At 51.2% G+C, this 17,693-nt stretch carries 16 protein-coding genes and 3 pseudogenes; 7 read left to right on the top strand and 12 right to left on the bottom strand.

Annotated elements, in window-relative coordinates; genetic code table 11:
• Position 1 precedes the first annotated feature (1 nt).
• The 4 genes from chbA to chbG all read left to right on the top strand — a co-directional run bounded on the left by chbA (position 2) and on the right by chbG (position 3,453).
• Positions 2-349 carry a PTS N,N'-diacetylchitobiose transporter subunit IIA gene (chbA, locus tag OGV38_RS23275; protein ID WP_003030618.1) on the top strand — a complete coding sequence of 116 codons (348 nt, stop codon included), beginning with the start codon at positions 2-4 and terminating at the stop codon, positions 347-349.
• Positions 350-359: 10 nt separating this feature from the next.
• On the top strand, positions 360-1,202 hold the full coding sequence (gene chbR / locus OGV38_RS23270; RefSeq protein WP_085951046.1) for a transcriptional regulator ChbR: 843 nt from the start codon (positions 360-362) through the stop codon (positions 1,200-1,202).
• Positions 1,203-1,326: 124 nt separating this feature from the next.
• Positions 1,327-2,682, top strand: a complete 1,356-nt coding sequence (locus OGV38_RS23265; RefSeq protein WP_016152854.1) for a 6-phospho-beta-glucosidase — start codon at positions 1,327-1,329, stop codon at positions 2,680-2,682.
• A 12-nt stretch (positions 2,683-2,694) separates the two neighbouring features.
• Positions 2,695-3,453, top strand: coding sequence for a chitin disaccharide deacetylase (chbG, locus tag OGV38_RS23260; protein WP_019076632.1), 759 nt, complete (start codon positions 2,695-2,697; stop codon positions 3,451-3,453).
• 36 nt (positions 3,454-3,489) lie between these two features.
• Here the strand turns inward: chbG and katE are convergent, their stop codons facing one another.
• Positions 3,490-5,748 carry a catalase HPII gene (katE, locus tag OGV38_RS23255; protein ID WP_137352116.1) on the bottom strand — a complete coding sequence of 753 codons (2,259 nt, stop codon included), beginning with the start codon at positions 5,746-5,748 and terminating at the stop codon, positions 3,490-3,492.
• Between the two features lie 209 nt (positions 5,749-5,957).
• Between katE and cedA the strand changes: the two genes are divergently transcribed.
• Positions 5,958-6,203, top strand: a complete 246-nt coding sequence (cedA, locus tag OGV38_RS23250; protein WP_369707928.1) for a cell division activator CedA — start codon at positions 5,958-5,960, stop codon at positions 6,201-6,203.
• A gap of 65 nt (positions 6,204-6,268) precedes the next feature.
• On the opposite strand, the gene tcyP is transcribed toward cedA, so the two are convergent.
• The 4 genes and pseudogenes from tcyP to hxpB all read right to left on the bottom strand — a co-directional run bounded on the left by tcyP (position 6,269) and on the right by hxpB (position 9,299).
• Entirely contained in the window at positions 6,269-7,660 is a 1,392-nt protein-coding gene (gene tcyP / locus OGV38_RS23245; protein WP_137379886.1) for a cystine/sulfocysteine:cation symporter, read from the bottom strand.
• A gap of 135 nt (positions 7,661-7,795) precedes the next feature.
• Complete coding sequence (locus OGV38_RS23240) at positions 7,796-8,395, bottom strand: metal-dependent hydrolase (RefSeq protein WP_087050648.1); 600 nt, start codon at positions 8,393-8,395, stop codon at positions 7,796-7,798.
• Positions 8,396-8,478: 83 nt separating this feature from the next.
• Positions 8,479-8,600: pseudogene (locus OGV38_RS23235) on the bottom strand (2-deoxy-D-gluconate 3-dehydrogenase); the annotation flags it as partial.
• Positions 8,601-8,630: 30 nt separating this feature from the next.
• Positions 8,631-9,299, bottom strand: a complete 669-nt coding sequence (gene hxpB / locus OGV38_RS23230) for a hexitol phosphatase HxpB (RefSeq protein ID WP_016156335.1) — start codon at positions 9,297-9,299, stop codon at positions 8,631-8,633.
• 168 nt (positions 9,300-9,467) lie between these two features.
• Here hxpB and OGV38_RS23225 point away from each other — a divergent pair, with 168 nt between their 5' ends.
• The gene (locus OGV38_RS23225) at positions 9,468-10,004 is read left to right on the top strand and encodes a YniB family protein (protein WP_019076635.1); all 537 of its coding nucleotides are present in this window, start codon (positions 9,468-9,470) and stop codon (positions 10,002-10,004) included.
• 64 nt (positions 10,005-10,068) lie between these two features.
• On the opposite strand, the gene OGV38_RS23220 is transcribed toward OGV38_RS23225, so the two are convergent.
• Both OGV38_RS23220 and pfkB read right to left on the bottom strand, forming a co-directional pair.
• Positions 10,069-10,929, bottom strand: a complete 861-nt coding sequence (locus OGV38_RS23220; RefSeq protein WP_016152861.1) for a fructosamine kinase family protein — start codon at positions 10,927-10,929, stop codon at positions 10,069-10,071.
• A gap of 269 nt (positions 10,930-11,198) precedes the next feature.
• Entirely contained in the window at positions 11,199-12,128 is a 930-nt protein-coding gene (gene pfkB / locus OGV38_RS23215; protein WP_269517311.1) for a 6-phosphofructokinase II, read from the bottom strand.
• A gap of 287 nt (positions 12,129-12,415) precedes the next feature.
• Here pfkB and OGV38_RS23210 point away from each other — a divergent pair, with 287 nt between their 5' ends.
• The gene (locus OGV38_RS23210; protein WP_016152863.1) at positions 12,416-13,174 is read left to right on the top strand and encodes a DUF481 domain-containing protein; all 759 of its coding nucleotides are present in this window, start codon (positions 12,416-12,418) and stop codon (positions 13,172-13,174) included.
• Between the two features lie 168 nt (positions 13,175-13,342).
• Here OGV38_RS23210 and yniD read toward each other — a convergent pair whose 3' ends face one another.
• From yniD to ltrA, 5 genes and pseudogenes are all read right to left on the bottom strand, one after another.
• Positions 13,343-13,450: a small membrane protein YniD gene (gene yniD, locus OGV38_RS23205; RefSeq protein ID WP_109017548.1), complete on the bottom strand. Its 108-nt coding sequence runs from the start codon at positions 13,448-13,450 to the stop codon at positions 13,343-13,345.
• A gap of 126 nt (positions 13,451-13,576) precedes the next feature.
• Positions 13,577-13,873, bottom strand: a pseudogene (locus tag OGV38_RS23200) (IS3 family transposase); the annotation flags it as partial.
• A gap of 16 nt (positions 13,874-13,889) precedes the next feature.
• Positions 13,890-14,972, bottom strand: coding sequence for an IS110 family RNA-guided transposase (locus OGV38_RS23195; RefSeq protein WP_069219573.1), 1,083 nt, complete (start codon positions 14,970-14,972; stop codon positions 13,890-13,892).
• Positions 14,973-15,252: 280 nt separating this feature from the next.
• A pseudogene (locus tag OGV38_RS23190) lies at positions 15,253-15,432 on the bottom strand (DDE-type integrase/transposase/recombinase); the annotation flags it as partial.
• 80 nt (positions 15,433-15,512) lie between these two features.
• Positions 15,513-17,021 (bottom strand): group II intron reverse transcriptase/maturase, encoded by a 1,509-nt coding sequence (gene ltrA, locus OGV38_RS23185; RefSeq protein WP_001189111.1) that lies wholly within the window; start codon positions 17,019-17,021, stop codon positions 15,513-15,515.
• Positions 17,022-17,693 lie beyond the last annotated feature (672 nt).

Raw genomic sequence — 17,693 nt, 5'->3', positions numbered from 1 at the left:
TATGTTGGATATCGAAAACATCGTCGACACGCAGTCAGAAGCAGAAGAACTCGAAGAAGTGGTGATGGGTCTCATCATCAACTCCGGTCAGGCGCGTAGCCTGGCGTACGGCGCGCTCAAAATGGCCAAGCAAGGCGATTTCGAGTCAGCTAAGGCTATGATGGACCAGTCTCGCCTGGCGCTGAATGAAGCGCACCTCGTGCAAACGAAACTGATTGAAGGCGATCAGGGCGAAGGTAAAATGAAAGTTAGCCTGGTGCTGGTTCATGCTCAGGACCACCTGATGACATCAATGCTGGCGCGTGAGCTGGTGACTGAACTGATTGAGCTTCACGAAAAGCTGAAATAGCGAGGAGTGCATAATGCAGCTACAGATTAACGCACCGGAAATCAAAACCGTCTATGAGCAGCAGCTGTTTAATGGCAAAAATTTCCATGTGTTCATCTATAACAAAACTGAGAGCATCAGCGGGCTGCATCAACATGACTACTACGAATTTACCCTGGTTTTAACCGGGCGCTATTATCAGGAAATCAACGGTAAACGCGTATTGCTCGAACGCGGGGACTTTGTTTTTATTCCATTGGGATCGCACCACCAGAGTTTTTATGATTTTGGGGCGACAAGGATCCTGAACGTCGGTATCAGTAAACGCTTTTTTGAACAGCACTACCACCCGCTGCTGCCATTTTGTTTCGTTGCATCGCAGGTCTATCGGGCGAATAATTCGTTTCTCACCTACATTGAAACGGTTATTGCATCACTAAACTTTCGCGAGAGCGGACTGGATGAATTTGTAGAAGTGGTCACCTTCTATATTATTAACCGGTTGCGCCATCATCGCGAAGAGCAGGTGCTGGATGATATTCCGCAGTGGCTTAAAACCACCGTGGAGACCATGCATGACAAACGGCAGTTTAGCGAGAATGCGCTGGAAAACATGGTACACCTGTCCGCGAAATCCCAGGAGTATCTGACCCGCGCAACCCAGCGTTATTACAGCAAAACGCCGATGCAGATCATTAATGAAATCCGCATTAACTTTGCTAAAAAACAGCTGGAAATGACTAACTATTCTGTAACGGATATTGCTTACGAATCTGGCTACAGTAGTCCAAGTCTGTTTATTAAAACGTTTAAAAAGCTGACGTCATTTACACCTAATAGCTATCGTAAGAAATTAACTGAATTTAATCAGTAGATATTATTTGCCAATAACCCATTTTTTATAGCTTGCCCAAAATAGCGTCGGGACAGCCACGCTATACCTGACAAACGGGTTGAGCATAATACACGTCAGTGTTTTGACACTGAAGGGAGAAAGTATGAGCCAGAAATTAAAAGTCGTCACTATCGGTGGCGGGAGCAGCTACACCCCTGAGTTACTTGAAGGCTTTATTAAGCGCTATCATGAATTACCGGTTTCTGAATTGTGGCTGGTTGATGTCGACGATGGAAAAGAGAAGCTGGACATTATTTTTGACCTTTGCCAGCGCATGATCGATAAAGCTGGCGTGCCGATGAAGTTGTTTAAAACGCTGGACCGCCGTGAAGCGCTGAAAGATGCTGATTTCGTTACCACCCAACTGCGCGTAGGGCAACTGAAAGCTCGCGAAAAGGATGAACGCATTCCGCTGAGCCACGGGTATCTGGGGCAGGAAACCAACGGCGCTGGTGGGCTGTTCAAAGGTCTGCGTACTATTCCGGTTATCTTTGATATTGTCAAAGATGTGGAAGAACTGTGCCCGAATGCGTGGGTGATTAACTTTACTAACCCGGCCGGGATGGTGACGGAAGCGGTCTATCGCCATACGAATTTTAAGAAATTCATCGGTGTATGTAATATTCCTGTCGGCATGAAAATGTTCATTAGCGATGTGCTGGCGCTGAAAGAGAGCGATGACTTATCCATCGATCTGTTCGGTCTGAACCATATGGTCTTTATTAAAGACGTACTGGTGAATGGTAAATCACGCTTTGATGAACTGTTGGATGGCGTGGCTTCAGGTCAACTGAAAGCCTCCACCGTGAAGAACATCTTCGACCTGCCGTTCAGTGAAGGGTTGATTCGCTCGCTGAAGCTGCTGCCGTGCTCATATTTGCTCTATTACTTCAAGCCAAAAGAGATGCTGGCGATTGAAATGGGTGAATACTATAAGGGCGGCGCTCGCGCTCAGGTGGTACAGAAAGTGGAGAAACAACTGTTTGATCTCTACAAAAACCCGGATTTGAACGTGAAACCGAAAGAGCTTGAACAGCGTGGTGGAGCCTATTACTCCGATGCGGCCTGTGAAGTGATCAACGCCATCTACAACGACAAACAGACCGAGCACTATGTCAACGTTCCGCACCATGGGCATGTTGACAATATCCCGGCGGACTGGGCGGTTGAGATGACCTGTACACTGGGACGCAACGGCGCCACGCCGCACCCACGTATTACCCATTTTGATGAGAAAGTGCTCGGCCTTATCTATACCATTAAAGGCTTTGAAGTCGCGGCGAGCAATGCGGCACTGAGCGGCGAGCTGAATGATGTGCTGCTGGCGTTGAACCTGAGTCCGCTGGTGCATTCTGACAGCGATGCCGAGATTCTGGCGCGTGAGCTGATTCTGGCGCATGAAAAATGGCTGCCAAACTTCGCCGGGTGTATCGAGAAACTCAAAAGCGAACAACACTAACTGAGGTCGGCTATGGAACGCGTACTGATTGTAAATGCGGATGATTTTGGCCTGAGTAAAGGACAAAACTACGGCATTGTTGAAGCCTGTCGCAATGGCGTGGTCACCTCGACAACTGCACTGGTTAATGGCGCAGCCATTGACCATGCGGTACAGCTGAGTCGCGACATACCTGAACTTGCCGTTGGGATGCATTTTGTTCTGACGCTGGGCAGGCCGTTGACGGCAATGCCAGGCCTTACTCGTGACGGGTTACTGGGAAAATGGATCTGGCAGATGGCTGAAGAAGACACCTTGCCGTTGGATGAAATTTCTCAGGAACTGGCCGCGCAGTATCAGCGTTTTATTGACCTGTTCGGGCGGGAGCCAACGCATCTGGATAGCCATCACCATGTGCATATGTTCCCGCAGATTTTCCCTATCGTGGCCGGGTTTGCTGCCCAACGGGGGATTGCGTTACGGATCGATCGTCAGACGGTATTCCAGGCGTCTGACTTTCCGCAGACGTTACGGACTTCCCAGGGATTCAGCAGCGAGTTTTATGGCGAAGCGATTTCTGAAGCCCTGTTTTTGCAAACGCTTGACGCGTCAGCAGACCGGGGAGAGTCCTCGCTGGAAGTGATGTGTCATCCGGCCTTTATCGATGACATTATTCGTCAAAGTGCCTACTGTTACCCCCGCTTAACTGAGCTCGACGTGCTGACGTCTCCGTCACTGAAATATGCTATTGCGGAGCGCGGTTATCGTCTTGGCAGTTTTCTGAACGTCTAACTCCTGAGTTTGCGGCGCATAATGCGCCGCATTTTTTTAGGCAGGGATCGTGTCGATTTTTCCGGCGCGTGACCAGACGCGGTGCGCAGTCATTAGCGTCAGCAGGGTATCCATAAACTGTGCGTCTGCACTGTCTGCCTCCACCACGCCTTCTTCTCCTTCAGTTTTGATATCCAACGTTGCTTTAAACTGACGCGCATCGCCAGCCAGTGCGATAGGTTTTAAGTGCTTATACGCTTCGAGTAAGTAATATCGGGCATCACCGTTCATAGAGATATCTGCGATATTGCCACACGGAACGATAACCGCATCGACGGTCAGCGATGGTGAACCCGCAAAGGTACCGGCGATTGTCAGGACGGAACCATCATCGGCAACCACATTACCCATTCGGGAATAGAGCAGTTTGGCGTGAACGCCTTTGGCCTGTAAGGCTTGCATGATGGCAAGCAGGTCGCCCGATTTCACCTGATCATTAAGTAGAATGGCGACCACGCGGCCCTTAATCTCACCTTGCGCACCCGCATATAAACTGAGTGACGGCGCACTTTTCAAACCATTCACGTTGGCCGGTAGGGCGATTTTGGCCTGTTCCTCGGTTAGCTCAAAACCGAGATTATCGGCAACCGCCTCGGCGAGGGCTGTATCAATATGGGCTAACTGTTCGACCACTCTTTCCCGAATATAGGGGCGCGTAACTTTGCTGAGTTCGAAGCTGAATCCGCCGATAATATGCTGCTGTTCAATTGGCGTCTGACTTAGCCAGAACAGGCGAGGGTGCGCATAGTATTCGCCAAAAGAGGGGCTACGTTCGCGGATTTTGTTTCCTTCAATCCGTTCCTGATACGATTCAAATCCACCGCGTTTTGGCCCCGGCGGCGTTTCACGCGGCCAGTTATCATTGATGGAATTAGGTTCATAGTTGGCCGGGTTGGTATCGATGTCCATACGATGCATACCGTCACGCTGGAAGTTATGGTACGGGCAGGTCGGGCGATTAATCGGGATTTCATGGAAGTTGGGCCCGCCCAGGCGGCTGATTTGGGTATCGGTATACGAAAACAAGCGGCCTTGCAGCAAGGGATCGTTGGTAAAATCGATACCAGGGACGATGTGTCCGGGATGAAAAGCGACTTGTTCATTTTCGGCGAAGAAATTATCCGGATTACGATTCAGCACCATTTTACCGACGCGTTGCACCGGAACCAGCTCTTCTGGGATCAGCTTGGTCGGGTCGAGCAGGTCAAAATCGAACTTGAATTCGTCTTCTTCAGGAATGAGCTGCAGCCCCAGTTCGTATTCCGGATAATCGCCTGCTTCAATAGCTTCCCACAGATCGCGGCGATGAAAATCGGGATCACGACCGGTAAGTTTTTGCGCTTCATCCCATACCAGCGAAGCTTTGCCCGCCAGCGGTTTCCAGTGAAAACGGACAAAGGTGGCTTTCCCTTGCGCATTTATCAACCGGAACGTGTGAATGCCAAAGCCTTCCATCGTGCGATAGCTGCGTGGAATACCCCGGTCAGACATCGCCCATATAACGTTGTGCAACGTTTCTGGCTGTAACGAGACATAATCCCAAAAGGTATCGTGGGCGCTTTGACCCTGTGGGATAGCCCAATGCGGCTCCGGTTTTACCGCATGGACGAAATCCGGGAATTTATGGGCATCCTGAATGAAGAAGACTGGCGTGTTGTTTCCCACCAGATCGAAAATGCCCTCTTCAGTATAAAATTTGGTCGCAAATCCTCGAATATCTCTGACCGTATCCGCTGAGCCTGCGCCGCCCTGAACCGTAGAGAAACGGACAAAAACCGGGGTGATTTTATTTTCATCACTCAGAAAGTCCGCTTTCGTCGTCGCGCTGAGGCTGGCATAGGGCTGAAAGTAACCATGAGCGGCCGAACCTCGGGCATGTACGATCCGCTCCGGGATGCGTTCGTGATCAAAATGGGTGATTTTTTCCCGCAGGATAAAGTCTTCCAGCAGAGTTGGCCCACGGTTTCCTGCGCGCAGAGAGTTCTGATCGTCCGCGATGCGCACTCCCTGATTGGTTGTCAGAGCAAAATCTTCGCTGCCTTTGCGAAAACTTTCCAGCGCGTTGAGTTTGTCACTTTTGGTGTCAGGCGCTTTTAAGCTGCCGGACGTAGTGGGCTGCATGCCAGGTGGTGTGGGTTCAGGTGTTGGCCGATGTGAACCGTCTGCTGGCGCCAGTGAGTCAAGTCCTGGCTGGGATTCGCTGGCATCATGAACCGGCGCTGAGTGATGGAGTGGGTGCTTATCATTCTGTGACATTAAACTCGTCTCCTGTTTTCATCGCTTAAAGGTCGTTGTTGCCGTCAAAAGCTTTAACTATAGACCACTTGCTCAGTGGTGCAGGAACTGACCGAGGGCGTAAAGCGCGATGAACCAGGCAAACAGCGCACGCAAGGCAGGACGTCAGGAGGCAAAATCGGCTAAGATAGCCGTTTTCTGATTTTTAGAATTAGTCTTTAGTGAAGCAACTGATTATGAAACCTCTTCGCCAACAAAATCGTCCGGTAATTAGCTATGTTCCTCGCGTGGAGCCAGCCCCACCAGAGCATGCAGTTAAAATGGATGCGTTTCGTGACGTATGGATACTGCGCGGAAAATATGTCGCTTTTGTCTTAATAGGGGAGGCGTTTCAGCGTTCACCTGCATTTACGGTCCCGGAATCAGCGCAACGCTGGGCTAATCAGGTTCGCCAGGAAAATGAACTGAGCGATTAATGGATATAAAAAAACCGCCGGAGCATGACACTCCGGCGGTTTTTTTGTTTTTCAGTCGAACAGACTTAGCGATGCGCCAGTTCGGCGTTATCGTCGCTGTCCAGAATTGTTTTATCGGTCTGTTTCAGCCATTGGCTGGTCAGCGTACCGGCTGTCATAGAACCGCTTACGTTCAGCGCGGTACGACCCATATCGATCAGCGGCTCAACGGAAATCAGCAGCGCAACCAGCGTGACCGGCAGACCCATAGCTGGCAGGACGATCAGCGCGGCAAACGTTGCACCGCCACCCACACCCGCAACCCCTGCGGAACTGACGGTGACGATACCGACCAGCGTGGCAATCCACATCGGGTCCAGCGGGTTGATCCCGACGGTCGGGGCGACCATTACTGCCAGCATTGCCGGGTACAGCCCTGCACAACCGTTCTGGCCAATGGTGGCGCCAAAGGAGGCGGCAAAAGAGGCGATGGATTCAGGCACGCCCAGACGACGGGTTTGCGCTTCAACGTTCAGAGGAATTGAGGCTGCGCTGGAACGGCTGGTGAAGGCGAAAGTCAGCACCGGCCACACCTTGCGGAAGTATTTCAGCGGGCTAACGCCGTTAACACCCAACAGGATCCCGTGTACCACGAACATAATGCCCAGACCGAGATAAGAGGCCACGACGAAGCTACCCAGCTTGATGATGTCCTGCAGATTGGAGCCCGCAACCACTTTGGTCATCAGCGCCAGAACACCGTATGGTGTCAACTGCATCACCAAACGAACCAGCTTCATCACCCAGCTTTGCAGGGTATCGATAGCGACCAGCACGCGCTCGCCTTTCGACGCATCATCTTTCAGCAGCTTCAGTGCGGCAACACCGAGGAATGCAGCGAAGATAACCACGCTGATAATCGACGTCGGGTTAGCTCCGGTCAGATCGGCAAACGGGTTTTTCGGGATAAACGACAACACCAGCTGTGGAACGCTGAGGTCAGCTACTTTGCCAACATAGTTGGTTTCAATCGCGTTCAGACGAGCGGTTTCGGCCCCACCTTGCACCAGACCTTCTGCGGTCAGGCCGAACAGGTTGGTCACCAGAACCCCTACCAGCGCGGCAATCAGCGTAGTAAACAGCAGTGTACCGATGGTCAGGAAGCTGATTTTACCTAACTGAGAGGCGTTGTGCAGACGCGCAACGGCGCTGAGAATAGATGCAAACACCAGCGGCATGACAATCATCTGCAGCAGTTGGACGTAACCGTTGCCGACAATGTTGAACCACTGTACGGAATCTTTAAGAACCTGGCTGTCGGAACCATAAATGGTGTGCAGGGCGAGGCCAAACACCACACCCATGACCAGACCGACCAGTACTTTTTTTGCCAGACTCCACTGCTTGTGACGGGCTTGCGCCAGCACGAACAGCAGCACTACGAACACGATAATGTTCGCGATTAATGGATAGTTCATCCCCGTTCTCCTGATCTTATTATGCGTATCACCGTGTGACGGTGATTCTGTTGGCGCAAGATTAGCAGAACTGTGACTTGCCTCTTATATTCAAATGGAATTGTTTATGCCAAAAATAACTTTTTGGCTGATTTATTAGTCAACCTGGTGCGTTATAAAACGATTAAACTGCATTTGCAGCGTATTTATCATTTGTGATGACCAGCGCACCGCACTGTTCTCTTGTACGGTCTGCGGCATCCAGATTGCCCACGCGAACAGCGCCATGCACAGAAACCGCTCCAGTTGGTTGCCTTTTTGCGGCACGAGGATAGGCAGACGAAAACGCCAGCGGCAGGGCCAAAGCAGGGGGACGCCCGCCGGGGTCAACATGTCGGCCAGAATGTGGCTGAGATAACCGAGAACCATACCTTGTAAGGCATCCGCTGGAATTATCCAGGTATCAGGGACTTTCAGGTAAAACGTGGCCAGCAGGGCAAAAACCGCCAGCAGGCTATGTGTAAATCCGCGATGACCAAATGCCCGGGCAATGGGCTTTGATATCCACTTCAGACGCTGCCCCAGCAGGGATTTGGGATGATCGATATCCGGCAGCAAGCACGTTAAAATGGCTGAAGGAACAATATGCCACCAGTCACCCTGCGCAAGAACGGGCGTTAGCTCGGCATTCTTGGCAAATACCGCACAGGCAATAGAAAAAAGAAGGTGACCTTCCGCCGTCATGATAAAACCCAATAAACTGTCGATTCATACAGTATAGGGGTTTTATACAGTAGGCGGAAGAGGTGACGTTGTAACCCTTTGTCACAAGTGCGCCTTTACCGCGCCAGCCAACTGCCATCCACGGCTAGCGTATAACCATGTATATAGTCCGAGGCAGCACTTGCGAGGAACACGACCGGGCCTTTCAGGTCATCAGGCGTGCCCAGCGTCCGGCAGGCGGGCAATGCGATCATTGCCCGTCGCAGGATTAGCCGCGCAGGTGAGCGGCAGTGAGTTCGGTGAGCGAGGCCAGTTTGACGTCGGCCAGAACGAAGCGAGGATCGTCCTGATTTTCATGCGCAGGTACTACGATGGAACGCATACGGGCGGCTTTCGAAGCAATCATGCCGTTCACCGAGTCTTCCAGTGCTACGCAGTTTATAGGGTCAATGCCCAGTTTTGCCGCGCAATCGAGATAAACCTGCGGATGCGGTTTGCTGTAGGGCAGTTTTTCCGCAGAAGCCAGTGCATCGAAGCTGCTGCGCAGATCAAACATGGTTAGCACTTTTTCCAGCATATGCAGCGGCGAGGCGGATGCCAGTCCTACTTTCAACCCCTGAGATTTGCACAATGCCACGGCCTCACGCACGCCCGGCAGCAGTGGTTTTGTTTCTTCAACTAACGCAATTGCCCGGGTAATGATGCGCTCGGTTACTTCCTGACGTGAGGGACCGTTCCACGGTTGCTGTGCAAACCACAAATCAACCACCATGTCGATGCGTAAGCCAAGTGTATCGGGAAGTTCATGGCGGCGGGAGATATCAACGCCTAAACTTGCTATCACATCCAGTTCGGCCTGATCCCAAAGCGGTTCAGAATCGACCAGTAATCCATCCATATCGAAAATTGCAGCAAGAATTTGACGCGGGGTTGACATCACAACCTCTCCTTTACGGGTGATAAAAGGGATTAAGAGCCAGCCTGGACGGGCTCTGAGCGTTCATTATGGCTAATTCAGTAGTATACCGCCTTTAAAGATCAGGCGAAAACGATAATCAACGGGTAAACTTAGGCCAAAATGACACGTCTTAATCAAGGGGAACTCATGACGTATCAACAAGCTGGACGCATTGCCATCTTGAAAAGGCTGGTGGGATGGGTGATTTTCATTCCCGCGCTGATTTCAACCCTGGTTTCAGTACTGAAGTTTATGTATGCGCACAGCGAAAAGCAGGAAGGGATTAACGCGGTCATGCTCGATTTTGCTCATGTGATGATCGACATGATGCGTGTGAACACACCTTTTCTTAACGTGTTTTGGTATAACTCGCCGACGCCCGATTTTCAAAGTGGACTGAATCTCGTTTTTTGGCTGATTTTCATTCTGATTTTTATCGGTCTGGCGTTGCAGGATTCAGGCGCCAGAATGAGCCGTCAGGCGCGTTATTTACGCGAGGGCGTTGAGGACCAGTTGATTCTGGAACAGGCAAAGGGCAGTGAAGGGTTATCACGCGAGCAACTTGAGTCGCGTATTGTGGTACCGCACCATACGATCTTTTTACAAATTTTCCCGCTCTATATTTTGCCGGTGATCGTTATCGTGATTGGCTACTTCTTCTTTTCATTACTGGGTTTTTTGTAACTGCTGCACTATCAGGCCTGACGCGTTGTGAAACGCCAGGCCAGATAAGCAACGTGCGACTTTGCTAAGCCGCCAGTAACCGGTCCAGCGCTTTCTGCGCCACGACCAGATGCTGTCCCCCGAACAGAATAGCCCTGTTCAGCAGCGTATAGAGCTGGTAGACAGGCTGTCTGTCGAGAAAATCCAATGGTAGCGGAGAAACAGACTGATAACCGTCATAGAGTTGCGGCGGCTGATCGGTATGTAACGGCAGCATTGCCAGGTCACACTCTCTGTCCCCCCAGTAGCAGGCAGGGTCAAAGATGTACGGGCCGTTCGGGCCGAGGGCGCAGTTCCCGGACCACAAATCACCATGCAGAAGAGATGGCTGCGGCTGATGGGAAGAGAGACGCTGCTGAACATGCTCGACAATGGCGTCGATATTGCCAAACGCAATGCCTTTTTCAGCGGCGAGTTCCAGCTGCCAGCCAATACGCTGCTCGGCAAAAAAGGTTGACCAGCGACGTTGCCAGGTGTTGGGCTGCGGCGTGGTAGAGAGCGCATTATCGAAGTCGAGCCCAAACTGCGGCTGATCGCTCCATTCATGCAAATGCGCCAACTGTTGGCCGAGGATAAACGCGTTGTGCGCATCAAGCGGACGGGGAGGGAGGAAATCCATCACCAGAAAGCTGTAATCTCTGTCTGCGCCTACCGCCCAGACTTTCGGTACAGATACGGTTTGACTGCGAGAAAGTAGCTCCAGCTGATCGGCTTCCGCCGTAAAGCCGGTTAACAGCTCTCTTTCATCGCATTTAACGAAAAAATCGCGCCCCGCATAGCGTAAATGCCATGCGGCGTGGATCTCTCCGCCGGGCAGTTCGTTACGCAGTTCGATTTCGCCTTCACCTAATTGCTCGCTTAAAAGACGACTGATAGCCTGCCACATGATGTCTCTCCCCATGTTGTCTGCCAGATCATAAGGTTAGCGCAAGAATGCGGTTAAAAAACACGAACTGACGCACACCACGGACGCGTCATCGCTGGAAAGGCACTTAATGTGTGTCGTTCTTCTTCACCTCGCATCGTTGTGAAGACGCCTGGTCGCACATGATTCACTGCTTTGTAATCATGTGATTTTTTATCATAGACGTATAACACCCATGCCGACAGTTTTACGGGGAAATCCCCTTGTATCTAGACAAGGGGAAGCCGTCATTACTGAGCCAGATACGCGTATATTTTTTGCGTATCGTCTAAAGCGCACAGACGCGTACCGTGATTCAGGGTGGCGGCGCTACCTGCGGCGACACCGTAACGAACAATATCTGCAAAAGGTGCGCTCTCCGCCAGTTTAAGCGTCATGGCCCCGACCATACTGTCGCCCGCACCTACGGTACTTTGACTCTTCACCGGTGGCGGAACCACCTGGACACAGGTTTCACGATCAACGCCCAGCGCTCCTTGTGGTCCAAGCGAGACTACTACGCGATGCGCTTTTCCGCTTTGCACGATTTCTTGTGCGGCGTTGCGCACATCATCGGGCTGCGTGAGTTCGCGATTCACCAGCGCGCTCAGTTCTTTGAGGTTGGGTTTGACCAGTTCGATATTGCCGATGGTTAATGCTGCTGCCAGCGCTTCGCCAGAACTATCGACGATACAGCGAATCCCTTGTTTTTGTGCTGTGGTAATGAGCCGGGTCAGCTTCTCAAGCTGTACGCCAGGCGGCAAACTGCCACTGATAACCAGCAGTGCGCCAGACTCAATTTCCAGCACCTGATCCTGAAGTTGGTAGAACTCATCATCGGTGAGCGCAGCGCCTGGCATGACGAAGCGATACTGTTCGCCGCTGGACTCAACGTGGACATGGAGATTTTGTCGGGTCCAGTCTTTAGCTTCGACGGTGGATACGGGAACATTTTCGTCGGCGAGCAAAGCAACAAGATGCTCTCCGGTGGCGCCACCCGCAGGGAAGATGGCCGTAGCGGTGCCGCCAAGATGGGCAATTGCGCGAGCGACGTTGATACCGCCGCCGCCGGGTTCAAAAACCGGCGAGGTACAGCGAAGCTTACCTTCCGGGTAGATTTGCGGCGTGATTGTTGCGCTATCGAGAGAGGGCGCAAGTGTTAACGTATAGATACGTACCATCTTTACCTCCTGTTAGGCTGTCCTCAGTCTGGCACTTAACCCCCCGAAAGTGAAGTAATTAACAACATGATTTTTCATATCTTTATTTAAAATAATCGCGTTAAAGATATATAAATAAAAAAACGGTTTAGGAACGCTCTTATTCAAAAAATGAAATAAGAATTTATTGCTATGTTATTCGAGTCTTTTTATAATTTGTTACCTTTCAAGGGTCTTTTGTCATTGATCCATATGAAAGTTTCCGAGACCGTTATGGTCTCTTTTTTTGTTGTACGGACTCTTAATAAATGAAGCTTTTGAAGACAGTGCCCGCAGCGTTACTGCTGACGGGTGGCCTGCTTGCGTCAATGCAGGCTGCCGCCGATGATTCCGTTTTTACTGTCATGGATGACCCTTCCAGCGCGAAAAAACCCTTTGAAGGTAACCTGAACGCGGGATATCTCGCCCAGTCAGGCAACACAAAAAGTTCTTCTTTAACTGCAGACACCACCATGACCTGGTACGGTCAAACTACGGCGTGGTCTTTGTGGGGAAATGCCAGCAATACCTCCTCAAATGATGAGCGTTCATCAGAGAAATATGCCGTAGGTGGCCGTAGTCGTTACAACATGACCGACTATGATTATCTCTTTGGGCAGGCAAGCTGGCTGACCGACCGTTACAACGGCTATCGCGAGCGTGACGTGCTGACCGCAGGTTATGGTCGTCAGTTCCTCAACGGACCAGTGCACAGCTTCCGTTTTGAATTCGGTCCTGGTGTGCGCTATGACGAGCACACGGATGGCACCACCGAAACACAGCCGCTGGGCTATGCGTCCGGGGCCTATGCGTGGCAGATGACGGACAATACTAAGTTTACGCAAGGTGTGTCGGTATTTGGTGCTGACGATACAACGCTCAATTCTGAAACGGCCTTGAACGTTGCTATCAACGAACACTTTGGGTTAAAGGTGGCTTACAACGTTACCTGGAACTCTGAACCACCGGCAACAGCGCCGGAGCATACCGATCGTCGTACTACTGTGTCACTCGGCTATCGTATGTAATGACAAGCCGGGTCAAATAATTGGCCCGGCTTTTCTCAATTAACGTTAAATATTATTTAATATTAAATCTGTGTTTTATTTTTAATACTTATCAATAACGCGCTATTTTCAGACGAATTCGATTTAATTGATAAATACAACGGAACCGGAACAGCGTGTGCCAGTATTTTAACCCCAGAGCATCGCAGCCCAACGTAGCATCAGCATTGCCGCACAAATAACGAGCAGTATCACAACCATCTTCCAGTGTTTCTTCGCAAAGCGATTTGTTGGCATTGTCCTTTTCCTGCTCAGGTTAGATGACTTTATACAAGTGTAACAAAAACGTCAGGGTGTCAGTGAATTGATTTACATCATAGAGTGCGCGTTGATTGTTGCTTTGATTGAATCGCCACGGATGATCTAGACACTTCCGAGCTGTTGATTATACTGGTTTTCGTATTCTGTCGGTGACATCTGATCGCTTGAACCATGGCGACGCTTACTGTTATAAAACATTTCGATGTAATCAAAAATATCGCTACGGGCTTCTTCACGCGTTCCGTAGATCTTTTTCTTTATCCGTTCGCGTTTCAGTGGCTGGAAAAAGCTCTCTGCAACCGCGTTATCATGACAGTTACCGCGACGGTTCATGCTATCTTCCAGACCGTGTGACTTCAGGAACGACTGCCACTCATGACTTGTGTATTGACTGCCCTGGACGCCCTTCTAAGTGTCAAGTTGTTATTTGAGTGCTGTTGATCTGCCGATTTTGATTTCGAAGCAGTGTAAAGACCTCGCGTGCGATGTAACGTTTCAGGCAGCGCAGTGCTTCCATTTTTGAGTGTCCCTCTGAGACTCTTTTCGCTACATACTCCTGTGTTTTCGTGTCCGTGCGTAATCTGCCTATAGCGATGATATGTAGCGCGCTATTAGCTGCACGATCGCCACCACGGTTCAGTCTGTGGCGATTTGTTTTGCCTGATGAGACGGGAACGGGGCTGACTCCGCATAAGGCCGCGAAGCCAGACTCAGACTGAAGCCGTTGAGGGTTATCACCGGCTGTGATCAGCAACTGCGAAGCCGATTCATAGCCGATTGCGTTACGCTTAATCAGATCAGGTGCCAGCTCATCAACGATTGATGCGATCATAATATCGAGGTCTGCTATTTCATCGTGCAGTTCAAGATATCGCCTAGCCAGCGATTTCAGGGCAATACGATAAGCATCCTGAACATTGCGATATGCCGTAACATCCGGTCGCCATGCGGCCAGGGTGCGAATCAGTTGCATCCGGGTCAGACTGCGTATTTGATCACGTAGTTCGTCCGGTGCAGAAACGATATTCATCTGGATCATTTGCAGCGCAATTCGACGCGCCGCAACGGCCGTTTTTCGGCAAACTTTCAAAACGCGAAGTGCTTCAATCATCCCGCTTCGTGTTTTAGGTGTGACAGTGCGTATAAATGAGAAAGCTGCGTGAGCGGCACTTTCAGCATCAATTGTGTCACTTTTACCACGCCTGCGACGCTCCATCTTATCCGGAGCAGTCACTTCCAGAACGGTGATCCCGGCATTCTGCAGGTAGCGCAGCAAGCCAGCGCCGTATGAGCCGGTACATTCAACGCCGATGCGGGCAACAGTTCCAAAAGATGTCATCCATGTCAGCATCTGACGATATCCCTGTCGGGTTGTCGCGAAAAACTTACTGCCTAAAACGCGGTTATTTTCATCAACCACTGCAGCAACGTGCAGATCCTTGTGCGTATCAACTCCACCCACGACAGACGGTGTGAGAACTGACTTAATTTTCGCCATGATCTAATCCTGCTCTGAAACTTATCGTCATTTCTCCTGACGATAACCCGGACAGGACAGTAATAAGACAAGCCGTCAGGCCCTTCTTGAGTCACGCGCATCGGTGAGGAGAAGCCTTGCATGAAGTACTTTCCGTCAACCGACGGGTCCAGGGAAAGACACATTTCTGGTCGATCAGAGTGTGAGTCAGGGAGCCGGAAAGTCTTCACTGCATCAGTGATCTCACCGGGCTGAGAAAACAGCAAGCATGATGATGAAAACTGACACCGACATTCTTACTGTCTGAGTGAACCAGCACATGTTTTTGGGGATTACGCTGCCATACAGCCATCAGCAGTGCGTTCAGAACAATATCTTTTGTCATCCGGGGTCGCATTGACCAGCCGATAACTTTGCGCGAGAACAGGTCAACAACTACGGCCAGCTACAGCCAGCCTTCGTGGGTTCGGAGTAGAGTAAGAGGCAGGGCGTAGTCGGACTATTTCCCTGCCTCTCCTCCCCGAACCGGACGTGCACCTTTCAGCGCATCCGGCTCTCCATTTAAATGCTGGCGAACGCCATTGCCACTTCTGTAAAGCGCGATGTATACGTGTTTCTGGTCTCCGTCCTCAGATAGGGATTACCTTCGGGTAGCCGCCAGCGGAACAGCTTCTTGCCTTGCCCCACCAACCGGTACAGTATTTCGCCGCTGAGCTTGCCGTGATTGGTTTTACCAAATAAAACCCACGTTTTGCTCTGACCCGGTTTCGGTGATTTACACCACCACCTCATCAGGGAAGCGATACCTGTACGGTATTTGCGGGCCAGCCAGTGAGCCAGCTTCCAGAACACGACACGGTCGATATAACTGAAGACTTTGGCCTTAAAATCAACGAACTGATAGAACATGGCCCAGCCTTTCAGTTTTCGGTTGAGTTGTTCAGCCATATCGACTTTGCTTTCACTGTAGTTGCCTGATAACAGTGCTGTCAGCGATGCGGCGAAGTTTCTGGCTTTCTCCTGCGGGATCGTTGAGACCACTCGCATCTCGCCATAACGACTGCGTTTGCGAATGATCCTGTGCCCCAGAAAGATAAAGCCGTCATTAACATGGGTGATTTTAGTCTTATCCATGTTCAGCCTGAGTTTCAGACTGCCTTCGAGCACACCCCGACACTCCTCCCTGATGGCTTCCGCCTGTGCTTTGGTGCCTTTGACGATGAGGACAAAATCATCGGCATAGCGGCAGTACGCCACCGCGGGTTTCCACTGCCAGTTTTCTCTGACCGCCGTACTTCGGCCCCGTTGGATACTGTTATTCCAGTACCACCGATCTTTTCTGGCTTTCCCGCTCAGGTAGCGCTCATGCAGGTATTGATCGAACTCATTCAGCATGATGTTCGATAATAGCGGCGATATAACACCGCCCTGTGGTACACCTTCACTGGCCGCCCGAAAGAGACCGACATCGATATGTCCCGCCTTGATGGTTTTCCACAGCAGAGTCATGAAACGTGCGTCACTGATCCTGCGGCGTACAGCCTTCATCAGCAGTCGATGATGTACGGTGTCGAAGTAACTGGACAGGTCGCCTTCAATCACCCAGCGTCCCCGGGTTTCACCACAGTCTGTGAGCTGTAATTTCACCGTGCGGATCGCGTGGTGGACACTGCGCTCAGGCCGGAAGCCATATGAGAGCGTATGAAAATCACTCTCCCATATCGGCTCCATCGCCATCAGCATGGCCCGCTGAACAATACGATCCCGCAACGCGGGGATACCCAGTGGTCGCAGTTTGCCGTTGCTTTTAGGGATGTAAACCCGTCTGGCGGGCAAGGGCTGGTAGTGGCCTGAGAGTAATTCATCCCTGAGGATTTGCAGCTCAACAGCCAGTCTGGCCTGTAGCATTGTTTTGTTCACGCCATCAACGCCGGGGGTATGGGCCCCCTTTGATGAAAGCGTGATCCGCGCCGCTTCAGCCAGCCATTCTGGTTGTGTTATCAGACGCAGCAGCCGTTGAATCCGTAGGGACGGATCGGTGGCTGCCCATGTGGCAAGCTTGCGTTGCATTTCGCTGATTATCAAAGGTCTTCACCTCGTTAGGTCAGTTAATTCACGTCGCAAACACATTCAAACTGCTTCCCTTCGCCATGTAATGGGCTTTCCCCATCGCGGACTACTACGGAAGCTCCGCCAGCCAGCGCGTCATCGGAGCCATGCCCCCTTAACATCCGTCGCTGACCTTCCCCGGTTTACCTGCCTGGACTCAGGCATACTGAGGAGGCTGCCCGTCGCACTCTTTATCCTTGCTTGCCGCAAGTTGGCAGAAGTCAGCAACGCAAGCGTGATAGACGCTGCTGCCCCGGTGTTTCGCATACATGTCAAAACACCTTCGACCGGCAGTGCTTACGTATCACTGCCAGTTCCTCCTGCACGGCCTGTCAGATCACGTAGGCCGTGGTGACGTTTTCAACCCACAGAGGCGGATTAACGGGTTCATGTTCTTCAGCCTTTCAGTACTTAACCTTGAGGATCATCTCGGCTTAGTGATCTCGCCTCAATCCCCGTTGTCAGCGGGTTACATCACCCTGCGGGCATGCCGCAGGTCACTGCCGCTCAGGTTCTCCACCGTCACACCCGGTGGGATTGTTGGGTTTCTCATCGTGAGTTACCGGTTCAATATTCCAGACAGACTCGCGGTTCATTTAAGCATCCATGCCCGCCCTGAACTCCGGGCACACT

Source organism: Citrobacter sp. Cb080 (genome assembly GCF_030334745.1).
Taxonomy (GTDB): Bacteria; Pseudomonadota; Gammaproteobacteria; order Enterobacterales; family Enterobacteriaceae; genus Citrobacter; species Citrobacter braakii.
The sequence above is the reverse complement of the archived record's forward strand: the minus strand, read 5'-3'. Positions and strand labels throughout refer to the sequence as shown.

What these genes read in the sequence shown, in the direction of transcription:
- chbA (WP_003030618.1), top strand. Translation starts at nt 2, where the DNA reads ATGTTGGATATCGAAAACATCGTCGACACGCAGTCAGAAGCAGAAGAA.
- ltrA (WP_001189111.1), bottom strand. Translation starts at nt 17,021, where the DNA reads ATGCAACGCAAGCTTGCCACATGGGCAGCCACCGATCCGTCCCTACGG.
- OGV38_RS23225 (WP_019076635.1), top strand. Translation starts at nt 9,468, where the DNA reads ATGACGTATCAACAAGCTGGACGCATTGCCATCTTGAAAAGGCTGGTG.
- yniD (WP_109017548.1), bottom strand. Translation starts at nt 13,450, where the DNA reads ATGCCAACAAATCGCTTTGCGAAGAAACACTGGAAGATGGTTGTGATA.
- OGV38_RS23220 (WP_016152861.1), bottom strand. Translation starts at nt 10,929, where the DNA reads ATGTGGCAGGCTATCAGTCGTCTTTTAAGCGAGCAATTAGGTGAAGGC.
- OGV38_RS23210 (WP_016152863.1), top strand. Translation starts at nt 12,416, where the DNA reads ATGAAGCTTTTGAAGACAGTGCCCGCAGCGTTACTGCTGACGGGTGGC.
- OGV38_RS23265 (WP_016152854.1), top strand. Translation starts at nt 1,327, where the DNA reads ATGAGCCAGAAATTAAAAGTCGTCACTATCGGTGGCGGGAGCAGCTAC.
- pfkB (WP_269517311.1), bottom strand. Translation starts at nt 12,128, where the DNA reads ATGGTACGTATCTATACGTTAACACTTGCGCCCTCTCTCGATAGCGCA.
- chbG (WP_019076632.1), top strand. Translation starts at nt 2,695, where the DNA reads ATGGAACGCGTACTGATTGTAAATGCGGATGATTTTGGCCTGAGTAAA.
- tcyP (WP_137379886.1), bottom strand. Translation starts at nt 7,660, where the DNA reads ATGAACTATCCATTAATCGCGAACATTATCGTGTTCGTAGTGCTGCTG.
- OGV38_RS23195 (WP_069219573.1), bottom strand. Translation starts at nt 14,972, where the DNA reads ATGGCGAAAATTAAGTCAGTTCTCACACCGTCTGTCGTGGGTGGAGTT.
- katE (WP_137352116.1), bottom strand. Translation starts at nt 5,748, where the DNA reads ATGTCACAGAATGATAAGCACCCACTCCATCACTCAGCGCCGGTTCAT.
- hxpB (WP_016156335.1), bottom strand. Translation starts at nt 9,299, where the DNA reads ATGTCAACCCCGCGTCAAATTCTTGCTGCAATTTTCGATATGGATGGA.